11 protein-coding genes are annotated in these 11,837 nt (G+C 76.2%); 5 read left to right on the top strand and 6 right to left on the bottom strand.

Features of this window, described 5'->3' with window-relative positions; genetic code table 11:
• Positions 1 to 5 precede the first annotated feature (5 nt).
• From mctP to pdxR, 4 genes are read right to left on the bottom strand one after another with little or no spacing between them, the layout of a single operon-like run.
• Positions 6 to 1,649, bottom strand: coding sequence for a monocarboxylate uptake permease MctP (gene mctP / locus ACI8AF_RS19520; protein WP_456541406.1), 1,644 nt, complete (start codon positions 1,647 to 1,649; stop codon positions 6 to 8).
• A gap of 3 nt (positions 1,650 to 1,652) precedes the next feature.
• Positions 1,653 to 1,943, bottom strand: a complete 291-nt coding sequence (locus tag ACI8AF_RS19515; RefSeq protein WP_456541405.1) for a DUF3311 domain-containing protein — start codon at positions 1,941 to 1,943, stop codon at positions 1,653 to 1,655.
• Positions 1,944 to 1,946: 3 nt separating this feature from the next.
• Positions 1,947 to 2,771 (bottom strand): Nif3-like dinuclear metal center hexameric protein, encoded by an 825-nt coding sequence (locus ACI8AF_RS19510; RefSeq protein ID WP_456541404.1) that lies wholly within the window; start codon positions 2,769 to 2,771, stop codon positions 1,947 to 1,949.
• Positions 2,768 to 4,195 carry a MocR-like pyridoxine biosynthesis transcription factor PdxR gene (gene pdxR, locus ACI8AF_RS19505; protein ID WP_456541403.1) on the bottom strand — a complete coding sequence of 476 codons (1,428 nt, stop codon included), beginning with the start codon at positions 4,193 to 4,195 and terminating at the stop codon, positions 2,768 to 2,770. Before pdxR ends, ACI8AF_RS19510 begins: the two co-directional genes overlap by 4 nt.
• A 66-nt stretch (positions 4,196 to 4,261) precedes the next feature.
• Here pdxR and ACI8AF_RS19500 point away from each other — a divergent pair, with 66 nt between their 5' ends.
• On the top strand, positions 4,262 to 5,161 hold the full coding sequence (locus ACI8AF_RS19500; RefSeq protein WP_456541402.1) for a DMT family transporter: 900 nt from the start codon (positions 4,262 to 4,264) through the stop codon (positions 5,159 to 5,161).
• Between the two features lie 21 nt (positions 5,162 to 5,182).
• The gene (locus ACI8AF_RS19495; RefSeq protein WP_456541401.1) at positions 5,183 to 7,120 is read left to right on the top strand and encodes an FUSC family protein; all 1,938 of its coding nucleotides are present in this window, start codon (positions 5,183 to 5,185) and stop codon (positions 7,118 to 7,120) included.
• Between the two features lie 10 nt (positions 7,121 to 7,130).
• Here ACI8AF_RS19495 and ACI8AF_RS19490 read toward each other — a convergent pair whose 3' ends face one another.
• Positions 7,131 to 7,319, bottom strand: coding sequence for a hypothetical protein (locus tag ACI8AF_RS19490; protein ID WP_456541400.1), 189 nt, complete (start codon positions 7,317 to 7,319; stop codon positions 7,131 to 7,133).
• Between the two features lie 127 nt (positions 7,320 to 7,446).
• Between ACI8AF_RS19490 and ACI8AF_RS19485 the strand changes: the two genes are divergently transcribed.
• The 3 genes from ACI8AF_RS19485 to ACI8AF_RS19475 all read left to right on the top strand — a co-directional run bounded on the left by ACI8AF_RS19485 (position 7,447) and on the right by ACI8AF_RS19475 (position 10,939).
• Positions 7,447 to 8,403 carry an alpha/beta fold hydrolase gene (locus ACI8AF_RS19485; RefSeq protein WP_456541399.1) on the top strand — a complete coding sequence of 319 codons (957 nt, stop codon included), beginning with the start codon at positions 7,447 to 7,449 and terminating at the stop codon, positions 8,401 to 8,403.
• A gap of 134 nt (positions 8,404 to 8,537) precedes the next feature.
• The gene (locus ACI8AF_RS19480; RefSeq protein WP_456541398.1) at positions 8,538 to 9,941 is read left to right on the top strand and encodes a WS/DGAT/MGAT family O-acyltransferase; all 1,404 of its coding nucleotides are present in this window, start codon (positions 8,538 to 8,540) and stop codon (positions 9,939 to 9,941) included.
• Positions 9,938 to 10,939 carry an NAD-dependent epimerase/dehydratase family protein gene (locus ACI8AF_RS19475; RefSeq protein ID WP_456541397.1) on the top strand — a complete coding sequence of 334 codons (1,002 nt, stop codon included), beginning with the start codon at positions 9,938 to 9,940 and terminating at the stop codon, positions 10,937 to 10,939. The genes ACI8AF_RS19480 and ACI8AF_RS19475 overlap by 4 nt, the downstream gene beginning before the upstream one ends.
• On the opposite strand, the gene ACI8AF_RS19470 is transcribed toward ACI8AF_RS19475, so the two are convergent.
• Positions 10,897 to 11,814 carry an alpha/beta fold hydrolase gene (locus ACI8AF_RS19470; protein ID WP_456541396.1) on the bottom strand — a complete coding sequence of 306 codons (918 nt, stop codon included), beginning with the start codon at positions 11,812 to 11,814 and terminating at the stop codon, positions 10,897 to 10,899. The two genes, ACI8AF_RS19475 and ACI8AF_RS19470, sit on opposite strands and share 43 nt — an antisense overlap.
• Positions 11,815 to 11,837: the final 23 nt, after the last annotated feature.

Below are 11,837 nucleotides of genomic sequence, written 5' to 3'. Positions count from 1 at the left end.
CCAACCTATCGGCGGTGCGCCGCCCCCTCCGCCACCCCCGGCGGGGCGGACGCCAGCGGGTCTGGCAGGTCCCGCACCGTCGGGTCCTCGCGCTCGGCGGTGTAGTCGGTCTCCGCCGTCCCGTCGACGCCGTCGGCGACCCGCATCGCCCGCAGCACCAGGGTCACCACGGCGGCGACGAGCAGGTTGACCAGGAGGGCGATGAAGCCGGCGTAGACGGTGGCCTCGGTGTCGAACCCGAGCTTCGACAGCGGGAAGGCCGAGCCGCCGAAGTGCTCCCGGACGACCTCGCCGTCGGGACCGACGCGCTGGATGTTGTAGAGCATCAGCATGCCGGCGCCCATGCCGGCCACCCAGCCCGCGATCAGCCCGCCGCGGTGCAGCCACCGGGTGAACAGGCCGATCGCCACGGCCGGCAGCGTCTGCAGGATGATCACGCCGCCGATCAGCTGCAGGTCGATCGAGAACTGCGGCGCGATGAACAGGATCGCGGCCACCGCGCCGACCTTGACCACCAGCGACGTCACCTTGGCGACCTGGGCTTCCTCGCGCGGCGAGGCGTCCTTGCGCAGGAACTCCTTGTAGATGTTGCGGGTGAACAGGTTGGCCGCGGCGATCGACATCACCGCCGCCGGCACCAGCGCACCGATGCCGATGGCGGCGAACGCCACGCCGGCGAACCAGCTCGGGAACATCTCCTGGAACAGCACCGGGACGACGGTGTTGCTGTCCTCGCCGATCGGCGTCACCCCGGCGGCGATGGCCATGAAGCCGAGCAGCGCGATCAGGCCCAGCGCCAGGCTGTAGAGCGGCAGCGCGCTCATGTTGCGCTTGAGCACGTCGCGGTTGGCCGCCGCGAGCACCCCGGTGATCGAGTGCGGGTAGAGGAACAGCGCCAGCGCCGAGCCCAGGGCCAGGGTGGCGTAGTTCAGCTGCGCCGGGCCGCCGAGCAGCACCCCGCCGGTGCCGGCCGCGGTGAACTTCTCCTCCGCGGCGCCGAAGATCGCCTCCCAGCCGCCCAGCTTCACCGGGATGACGATGACCGCCACGATGATCGTCAGGTAGATGAGCGTGTCCTTGACGAACGCGATCAGCGCCGGCGCCCGCAGCCCGGAGTTGTACGTGTACAGCGCCAGGATGACGAAGGCGACGATCAGCGGCAGCTCGCCCTCGACCCCCATCGCCTTGAGCACGGCCTCGATGCCGACGAGCTGCAGCGCGATGTAGGGCATCGTCGCGACGATGCCGGTGATCGCGACCAGCAGCGCCATCGTCGGGGAGTCGAAGCGCGACCGGACGAAGTCGGCGGGGGTCACGAAGCCGCGCACGTGGCTGACCGACCAGAGCCGGATGACCACCAGGAACACCAGCGGGTAGATGACGATTGTGTACGGGACGGCGAAGAACCCGGCCGCGCCCGCGCCGAAGACCAGCGCCGGCACCGCCACGAACGTGTACGCGGTGTAGAGGTCACCGCCGAGCAGGAACCAGGTGATCCACGAGCCGAAGCTGCGCCCGCCCAGGCCCCACTCGTCGAGGTGCATGAGGTTCTCGGCCCGCCGCCACCGCGCGGCGACGAAGCCGAGCACGGTGACCAGCAGGAACAGCACGATGACGATCGTCAGCTCGACGACGTTGACGCCGTCCACGGCTCAGCCCTCCCCGCGCGCGGCGCGCTGGGCGGCGGCCCGCTCCTCGGGGCTGCGCCGGGTCATCCGGTAGACGACCACGGTGGTGAGCACGCCGAGGCCCACGAGCAGCAGCTGGAACCAGTAGAAGAACGGCCAGCCGAACAGCCGCGGCTCGTCGCGGTTGTACAGCGGCACCAGCAGCGGGACGACGATCGGGACCAGCAGCAGCCAGTTCCACGGGCTGCGGTCGCTGCGGCGCGGGGCGACGTTCTGCGCTCCGGGCCCGGCCGGCGGTGTCGAAGCGGTGGCCACTCGTCAGCTCCTCTCCTGACCCACGTGCGCGGTCCACGGGTCGGTCCGCCGGGAGGAGACGATCACCTCCACGCGACCGTTGAGGTCGCGGGCGAGGGCCTCCGCGGCGACCGGCAACCAGGGCCACTCCGTGGCGAAGTGTGCTGCATCGCAGAGCGCGGCGCCTGTCGAGGCGAGCGCTTCCGAGACCGGGTGGTGCCTGAGGTCGCTGGTCAGCAGGACGTCGGCGCCGGCGGCCGTGGCGGCGGCGTGCAGCGAGCCGCCGCTGCCGCCGCAGACCGCGACGGTGCGCACCGGCCGGCCCGGGTCGCCGGCCACGCGGATCCCGCCGGCGGTGGGCGGGAGCGCCGCGGCGGCCCGCTCGGCGAACCGGGCCAGGGTGAGGCCGTCGGCGAGCCGGCCGATCCGGCCCAGGCCCTCCCGGCTGCCGGGGGCGACCGGCTCGAGGGGGACGCAGTCGACCAGGCCCAGCGCGGCGGCGAGGGCGTCGTTGACCCCGACGTCGGCGGCGCGGTCGGCGTTGGTGTGCGCCACGAACAGGGCCGCGCCGGCCCGGACCAGCCGGTGCACCACCCGGCCCTTGGGGTCGTCGGCGGGCACCCCGTGGACGGCGGTGAGCAGTAGCGGGTGGTGGGTGACCACGAGCTGCACGCCGAGCGCGAGCGCCTCGTCGACGACCTCCGCGACCGGGTCGACGGCGAACAGCACTCGCGACACCGGCTCCGACCGGTCGCCGCAGACCAGGCCGACGGCGTCCCAGCCCTCGGCCAGGGCCGGGTCGTAGCGGGCCTCCAGGGCGGCGATCGCCTCGCCGAGGGTCACGGTCACCCGGCGGACCCTAGGACAGCCGCCAGGCGGCGGGCCGCCTCGGCCAGCCGGTCGGGGGTGAGCGCGGCGTAGCCCAGCACCAGGCCGGGCGGACCGGGCCGCAGCCGGTGCCAGGACAGCGGCTGGACGGCGACGCCGTCCCGCGCCGCCCGCCCGGCGAGCTCGACGTCGGAGAGGTCCCGCCCCGGCCAGGTGAGGGTCAGCTGCAGGCCGGCCGCCACCCCGTGGACGACGGCGCCGCCGAGGTCGGCGCCCAGCTCGCGGCGCAGCGCGGCGAGCAGGGCGTCGCGCCGGGCGCGCTGGCGGGTGCGCACCGCGCGCAGGTGGCGGTCGAGCTCGCCGGTGGCCAGCAGGCGGGCGAGCACGAGCTGCGGCAGCACCGGGCTGCCCAGGTCGGTCGCGTGCCGGGCGGCCACCAGGTCGGCGCGCAGCGCCGGCGGGGCGAGCAGCCAGCCCAGCCGCAGGCCCGGCGCCAGCGTCTTCGAGGTGCTGCCCGTGTGCGCCACCGCCGCCGGCGCCGAGGCGTGCAGCGCCGGCACGGGCGCGCGGTCGTAGCGGTGCTCGGCGTCGTAGTCGTCCTCCACCACCAGCCGCCCGTCGGCGGCCCAGTCGAGCAGCGCGCGCCGGCGCGCGGCGGAGAGGACGACGCCGGTCGGGAACTGGTGCGCCGGCGTGACGAGGACCGTCGACTCCCCCGTCGCGGCGAGCGCGGCGACGTCGAGGCCCTCCGCGTCCACCGGCACCGCGCTCGACGCCAGGCCCCAGTACGCCAGCTGGTCGCGGGCGCCGCGCGAACCGGGGTCCTCCACCGCGATCGACCGCGCGCCGCGGGCGTGCAGCACCCGCGCCAGGAGCGCCAGCGACTGGGCCACGCCGCCCACCACCAGCACGTCGTCGGCGTCGGCCCGGATGCCGCGGAAGCGGGCGAGCCACCGGGCCAGCTCGGCGCGCAGGGCGGGGTGGCCCCGGGGGTCGCCGTAGCGCAGGTCCGCCGCGCCGGCGTCGCGCAGCGCCGCCCGCTCGGCCCGCAGCCACGCCGCCCGGGGGAACGCGGCCAGGTCGGGCAGGCCGGGCGACAGGTCGAACTCCGCGCCGGCCGGCGGCGGCAGGGCGGGCGGTCCCCCGCCCACGGGCGGTGGCGCCGGCGGGCCGGCGGGGGCCGGTGCCGGGGTGCGGGTCACCACCGTGCCGGCGCCGGGGCGGCCGCCGACCAGGCCCTCGTCGGCCAGCCGCCGGTAGGCCTCGACGACCACGCCGCGGGAGACGCCGAGGTCGGCGGCCAGCGTCCGGGTGGCCGGCAGCGGCGCGCCCGCGACCAGCCGGCCCTCGGTCACGGCCGCCCGCACCCGGCCGACCAGCCAGTCGGTGAGGGCGCCGCGCGGTACGCCCGACGGGTCGAGGGCGAGGAAGTCGGCGCCCGGCATTGGTCCACTCCTCCGCATCGGGATTGGTCCTCAACGTCGGACCAATGGCTCCCTAGCGTGCCATCCGTGACCGCGCTCGACCTCGCCCCGCCCCTCCCCCGCACCCGCCCGACCGGCGCCGTCCTCGCCGGCGCGGCGGGGATGACCGCCGTCGGCGGCAGCGTCGCCGTCACCGGGCTCCTGGCCGGCGGGCCGGTGCTCACCGGCCAGGCGGTGCGCTACGCGGTCGCCTGCCTGCTGCTGCTCGCCGTCGTCCGGCTCTCCGGCCGGCGGGTCCGCCGCCCGGTCGGCGCCGAGTGGCTCTGGCTGGCCGGCGTGACCGGCGCGGGGCTGGTGCTGTTCAACCTGGCGCTGGTCGCCGGGTCACGGCACGCGGAGCCGGCGGTGCTCGGGGTGGCGGTGGCCTGCGTCCCGCTGCTGCTGGCCGTCGCCGGGCCGCTGGCCGAGGGCCGGCGCCCGGCGCGGCGGGTGCTGCTGGCCGCGGCCACGGTCACCGCGGGCGCCGCGCTGGTGGAGGGGTTCGGCCGCACCGACGGCACCGGGCTGGGCTGGGCCGTCGTCGTCCTGGCCTGCGAGGCGGGGTTCACCCTGCTGGCGCTGCCGGTGCTCGGCCGGCACGGCCCCGAGGGCGTCTCGGTGCACACCACCTGGCTGGCCGCGGTGGCCTTCGGCGTCCTCGGGATGGTGCGCGAGGGGCCGGCGGCGGTGCTCCGCCTCGACGCCGGCGACGTGGCGGCGCTGGCCTACCTCGCCGTCGTCGTCACCGCCCTGGCCTTCGTGCTCTGGTACGGCGCGGTGCGCCGGCTCGGCGCCGGCCGGGCCGGACTGCTCACCGGCATCGCGCCGATCGCCGCTGCGGCCGCCGGCGTCGTGCTCGGCGGCCCGCTGCCGAGCACCACGGTCTGGCTCGGCGTCGGCGTGGTCGCCGCCGGGCTCGCCCTGGGCCTGTCCCGACGGGAGGGGTAGCCGGGTGGGAAGCTCCGGGGCGTGGCGGAACGGGGGCTCCGGGCGCCGGCCTGGCTCGAGGAGCTCCTCCGCACCGAGCGCCCACCGGTCCCCTGGCGCGACGTGGTGCGCTTCGCGGTCACCGTGCCCGCGCCGCTGGCGGTGGCGGTGCTGGTGGCCGGCGGCGTCGATCCCGGTCCCGAGCTCGGGGCCGGCATCTTCGCGACGATGGGCGCGCTCGCCGCGACCCTCGCGCCGCAGGGCGGCCCGCTGCGCGACCAGGTGCGGCGGATCGTGGCCGCGGTCTGCTTCGGCGCGCTGGGCCTGCTCGCCGGGCAGTACGCGACCGGCGGCGGCTGGCAGCCGGTGGTCGTGGTCGCGGTGCTCTCCGCGGTCGCTGGGCTGATCAGCGCGGTCAACTCCGCGCTCTCCCTCGGCGCCCTGCAACTGCTGGTATACACCGCCCTCGCCTCGGGGCTGGTCACGTCCCTGCCGGCGGCGGCCGAGATCGGCTTCTTCTTCGCCGGGGCGGTCTGGGCCGCGCTGACCACGCTCGTGCAGGCGCGCGCGGAGCCGCAGGACCCCGACCGGACCGCCGTCGCCGACGTCTTCACCGCGATCGCCGACCTGCTCGTCGCCAGCGGCACGGAGGGCAGCGACGAGGCCCGCCGGGCCCTGACGACGGCGCTCAACGCCGCCTACGACCGGGTGATCCGCAGCCGCAGCCGCATGCCCGGGCGCACCAGGGAGCTCTCCGAGCTGGCCGGGGTGCTCAACACCGCGGCCCCCCTGGTCGAGGGCGTCGTCGCCGCCGCCCGCGCCGGCCTGCCGGCCGATCCGCAGGACGTCACGGCGGTGCACGCGCTGGGCGCCGCCGTCCGCGGCGACCGCGAGCTGCCCGAGGAACGCCCCGAGGCGCTCGAGGACGGCCCGGCGGCCCGGCGCGCGGTGCGCCACGGCATCCGGCTGGCGTGGAACGTCGTCGGGGACCCCGAGGAGCGCTCGGAGGTCGCTGTCGTCCCGCCCGATCTCGACTGGCGCACCCGCGTGCGCGACCTGGCCGACGCGACGGTCGCCAGCCCGGACAGCCGCGCGTTCGCCCTCCGCCTGGTCCTGTGCATGACGATCGCCGAGATCGCCCGTCAGCGGCTGCCCCTCGACCGGCCCTACTGGGTGCTGCTCACCGTCGCGATCGTGCTCAAGCCCGACTTCGGGTCGGTGTTCACCCGCGCGGTGCAGCGCGGGGTCGGCACGCTGCTCGGCGTCCTCATCGGGTCGCTGCTGCTGGCCGTCATCCCGCGCAGCCCGTGGCTGCTGCTGGCCATGGCCGGCGCCGCGGCGCTGATGCCGTGGGGCCGGGCGGCCAACTTCGGCCTGTTCTCCGTCTTCCAGACCCCGCTGGTGATCCTGCTGCTCGACCTCGCCCAGCCGGGCGGGCCCGGGGTGGTCGGCGCGCGGCTGCTGGACACGCTGGTGGGGTGCGCGATCGTGCTGGTCTTCGGTTACCTGCTGTGGCCGCAGACCTGGCGGGCCCCGCTCGACGAGGCGCTGCGCGACGCCGCCCTCGCCCTCGACGGCTTCGTCGACGCCGCGTTCACCGGCGACGCCACCGACACCCGGCGGGCCCGCCGCCGCAGCTACCGGGCGCTCACCGAGCTGCAGACCCAGCTGCAGCGCCGGCTCGCCGAGCCGCCGCCGATCAGCACCCGCGCCGCGGCGTGGTGGCCGGTGATCGTGCAGCTGGAGCGGACGTCGGACGCCGTCACCGAGGCCGTCATCGCCGTCCGGTCCGGCGAGCCGGTGCCCGACCTGGCCCAGGTCGCGGTGCTCCGGCGGGCGATCCGGCAGCTCGAGGAGGACGTCCGCGCGCACCGGGCGCCCGACGACGCCGAGATCCTCGCCGAGGGCGTGCTGGCCCCGGTGGCCCGCGAGGTGGACGCGGCCCGACGCCTGGTGCGCGAGGCGGCGCCCGGCCGGTGACAGCGGGGCGTCAGGCCGACTCCTGCCCGTCGCGGGGGCGCGGCACGTCCGGCACGTCGTCCGGGGTGCGGCCCCGGCGGTCCCGCCGCTCCGGCAGCCGCGGCCCGCGTCGCCCGCGGGCGATGGTGCGGCCGACCAGCGCCGCGAGCGGCAGGGACACCAGCACCCAGCCGACGAGGAGCCACCCCCACCACGTCACCGCCGCTCCCCCATGCTCCGAGACTGATACGTCCGGATACCGGCTGCAACACGACGATCGCGGATCGTGATTGCTCCACGAGTGGAGCCGCGGTTGCGGCGACGCCGGACCGCCCGTCGAATGAGACGTGCCCTCCGACCTGGTCCTGCCGCCGCTGACCGACCCGCCACCCCCGGGCTCGCGGACCGTCCGCACCGACGACGGCGTCGACCTGCACGTGGAGGTCGAGGGTGAGACCGACGGCCCGCTCACCGTCGTCCTCGCCCACGGGTTCACCGCCCGGCTGGCCGAGTGGCAGCTGCAGCGGGAGGCGCTGCGCGGCCGGGCCCGGCTGGTGCTCTTCGACCAGCGCGGCCACGGCCGTTCGAGCTGGACGCCGCTCCCGGAGGCGACGATCGACCGCACCGGCCGCGACCTCGGCGAGGTGCTCGACGCGACGACGCCGGACGGGCCGGTGGTGCTGGCCGGCCACTCGATGGGCGGGATGAGCGTGATGGCGCTGGCCCGGCAGCGACCCGAGCTGTTCGGCACCCGCGTGGTGGGCGTGTTCCTGCTGGCCACCTCGGCCGGCGGGCTGGTCGAGAGCGGCCTGCTCGGCCGGGCGGTGAAGCTCGTGCGGTGGCTCGGGCTGCTGCCGCTGTACCTGTGGCTCCTGCAGTTCTGGGCGCCGCTGCTCGAGCGGTTCCGCCGCCGCGGCACCCGGATCGGCCGCTGGTTCACCCGCCGCTACCTCTTCGGCCGCCAGGACGCCGACCCGGCGCGGGTGCGCACCGTGCAGCAGCTGCTCGAGGAGACGCCGTTCCCGGTGACCGCGGCCTTCTACGCCACCTTCCTCGACCACGACGAGACCGCCTCGCTGGCCGTCCTGGCCCGGGTGCCGGTCACGATCGTGGCGGCCTCCGACGACCGGCTCACCCCGGCTGCGCACGCCCGGCGGATGGCCGGGCAGATCGGCGACGCCGCGGAGCTCGTGGTCGTCCCCGGGGCGGGGCACAGCGTCAACCTGACCCGGACGGCCGAGGTCGACCGGGCGTTCCTCGACCTGCTCGACCGGGTCGAGGGCCGGCTCCGCGCCGCGAGTTGAGAGGTGTTACCCGCCAGTACAGAATCGCGGTGCACCGGTCGTCGGCGGACCATGGCTTCGGCGGCCAGCCGAGAACTCGACGACGAGCCCCCGTCCTGGCCGGGCGGGGCGGCGAGGAGCTGATCGTGGACCGCATGAGCCCGACCGACGCCGGTTTCTACTACGCGGAGAGCGAGAACACGCCTCTGCACGTGGGGTCGGTGGCGGTGTTCGAGGGCCCGGCACCGTCGTACGGCGACGTGGTGCGCCTGCTGCTGTCGAAGCTGCCGCTCGTACCGCGCTACCGGCAGCGGGTGCGCGAGGTGCCGCTCAACCTCGGCCGGCCGATGTGGGTCGACGACCCGCACTTCCAGATCCTCTACCACGTGCGGCACACCGCGGTGCCGAAGCCGGGCAGCGACGAGCAGCTGCGCAACCTGGCCGGGCGGGTGCTCGGGCAGCGGCTGGACATGGCCAAGCCCCTGTGGGAGGTGTGGCTGGTCGAGGGCCTGGAGGACGACCGCTGGGCGCTGATCTCCAAGGTCCACCACTGCATGGTCGACGGCATCGCCGGCACCGACCTGATGCAGGTCATCTTCGACCTCGACCCGAACGCCCGGCACGGCGAGCCCAAGGACTGGACGGCGCAGCGCAGCCCGTCGTCGGCGGAGCTGATGGCCGGCGCGGTGTCCGACACCCTCACCCACCCGCTGCGCCAGCTGGCCTCCCTCCCCGGCGCCGGCGGCGTCTCGCGCTCGGCCAAGGGGCTGCTGGGCTCCGGCCGCACCCTGGCCTCCAGCCTGCCCGCGCTGGCCAGGCAGGCCACCACCCCGCTGGCCCGGACGCTCACCGGGCCGATCGGCCCGCACCGCCGCTGGGCGTGGACCGACGCGCAGTTCGAGGAGTTCAAGAGCGTCCGGACGGCGCTGGGCGGCACGGTGAACGACGTCGTCCTCAGCGCGATCACCCGGGGCTTCCGCGATCTGCTGCAGGGCCGGGGCGCGCTCACCGACAAGGCCGTCGTCCGGTCGATGGTGCCGGTGTCGGTGCGCCGCCCCGGCGAACGCGGATCGCTGGACAACCGGATCTCCGCCGTCTTCGTCGACCTGCCGGTCGGCGAGCCGGACGCCGCGAAGCGGCTGGACAAGGTCCGCCGGCAGATGGACGAGTACAAGAAGACGATGCAGGCGGTCGACGCCCGCTCGATCATCGCGATGGGCGACTTCGTGTTCCCGACCCTGCTGTCGATGGGTGTGCGCGCCGCGATGCAGGCCGGCCAGTTCTGGTGCCAGGCGGTGACCACCAACGTGCCGGGCCCGCGGGTGCCGCTGTACGTGCTCGGCAAGCGGATGTGCTCGGCGCACGCCTACGTGCCCATCGCCGGCGGCACCCGGCTCTCGATCGGCATCTTCTCCTACCTGAACACCATGACCTTCGGGATCAACGCCGACTTCGACGCCTTCCCCGACGTCGACGTGCTGGCCACCGGCATCCGCCGCGGCGTCGACGAGCTGAAGCAGATCGCCGCGCGCGAACCGGCCGCCGCGGCCCAGCAGTGAGCGCCGGCGACCGGGCGCTCACCGTCGCCGTCACCGGGCCCACCGGCACCTTCGGCGCCGGGCTGGTGCCGCTGCTCGAGGCCGAGCCGCGGGTCCGGCGGGTGATCGGGCTGGCCCGCCGTCCGTTCGACCCGGCCGAGCGCGGCTGGACGAAGATGGAGTACCGGCGCGGCGACGTCCGCGACCCGGACAGCCTCGCCGAGGCGTTCCGCGGCGCCGACGTCGTCGTGCACCTGGCCTTCCTGATCACCGGCACCGCGTCCCGGCGGACGACCCGCGCGATCAACGTGGAGGGCACGCTCAACACGTTCCGCGCCGCCACCGACGCCGGCGCCCGCCGGTTCGTGTACGCCTCGTCGGTGGCCGCGTACGGCTGGCACCGCGACAACCCCGAGCGGATCTCGGAGGACTGGCCGGTGCGCCCCGCCGACCGGCTCTTCTACGCCCAGGAGAAGGCCGAGCTGGAGGACCTGCTCGAGGGCGAGGCCGCGGCCGCGCCGCAGCTGGCCCTCTACCTGCTGCGGCCGCCGGTGGTGCTCGGCCCCAACGCCGTCGGCGGCAAGGACCTGCTGCCCGGCCCGCTGGCGCCGCTCGGCCGCCGGCTGTTCGCCCGCCCGCGGCGGCTGCCGGTGCCCGTGCCGGTCGTCGTCCCGGAGCTGCAGCTGCAGTTCGTCCACGAGGACGACGTCGGCCGGGCGCTGCTGCTGTGCGTGCTGGGCGCCGGTCCCCCGGGGGCGTACAACATCGCCGGCGACGGGATCCTCACCGCGGCCGACGTGGCGCGCGAGTTCGGCGCGCTGCCGATCGGGGTGCCGCCGGGACCGGCCCAGCTGGCCGCGCGGGCGGTGGCCCGGCTGCCGTTCCTGCCGCCGGCCGGCGAGTGGGTCGAGGCGGCCAGCCGGCCGGTGCTCATGGACACCACGCGCGCCAGGCAGCAGCTGGGCTGGCGCCCTCGCTACACCGGGCTCGAGGCGCTGCGCGCGACGCTCGGCAGCTGAGCGAGGAAGGCCCGCACCTCGCCCGCCACGACCTCGGGGACCTGCAGCTGCGGCACGTGGCCGACGCCGGCCAGCTCCACGTAGCGCCAGTGCGGGTGCTCGGCGGCCACCTCGCGGGCGGCGGACACCGGGACCAGCCGGTCGCGGTCGCCCTGCACCAGGAGCACGGGCGCGGTGATCGCGGCCATCGCCCCGCGGTAGGCCCGCGGGTCGAGCAGGATGCCCAGCAGCGACCGGGCGGCGGCGAGGAACGCCCGGTCCATGCCCTCGACGTCCTGCCGCTCCTCGAGCAGGGTCACCGAGCGGTCGACCAGCTCGGCGGGGACGGCGTCGGGATCGACCCCGCACAGCTCGAGCATCTCCCGCACGCGGCGCCGTGGGGTCTGCCGCTGCCGGCGCAGCGCGAGGAAGCGCTCGCCGGCGAACGGCAGCCCGTAGAGGGCGAACTGCCCGGCGACGACCGGGTCGAGGCGCCGGCGGCCCCCGGGCAGGGCGGGGTCGAGGAGGACGACGCCGCGCACCGCGGCCGGTGCCGCGGCGGCGGTGAACAGCGAGATCATCCCGCCCATCGAGTTGCCGACCAGGACCGCGGGGGTGCCGGTCACCTCGGTGAGGAAGCGGCGCAGGACCGCGACGCTGGCCCGCACGGTCGCCCGTCGGCTGCCCGGCTCGCTGCGGCCGAAGCCGGGCAGGTCGAGGGCCAGCACCCGGGCGTGCGGGGTGAGCAGCGGCGCGAGCAGGTCCCAGTTGAGGTGCGAGCCGCCGAGCCCGTGCACGAGGACGACCGTCGGGCCGGCGTCGTCCCCGCCGTAGTCGACGACGTGGACCGGGCCGTCCCAGTCGAGGGTGCGGCTGGTTCCGAGCGGCGCGGCCATCTTCCTCCTCTGCGGACGTGTCG

Source organism: Blastococcus sp. SYSU D00669, from assembly GCF_054050715.1.
Note: the sequence above shows the minus strand (reverse complement) of the source record. Positions and strands in the feature narration are given on the sequence as shown.

What these genes read in the sequence shown, in the direction of transcription:
- ACI8AF_RS19480 (WP_456541398.1), top strand. Translation starts at nt 8,538, where the DNA reads ATGAGCCCGACCGACGCCGGTTTCTACTACGCGGAGAGCGAGAACACG.
- pdxR (WP_456541403.1), bottom strand. Translation starts at nt 4,195, where the DNA reads ATGCCGGGCGCCGACTTCCTCGCCCTCGACCCGTCGGGCGTACCGCGC.
- ACI8AF_RS19470 (WP_456541396.1), bottom strand. Translation starts at nt 11,814, where the DNA reads ATGGCCGCGCCGCTCGGAACCAGCCGCACCCTCGACTGGGACGGCCCG.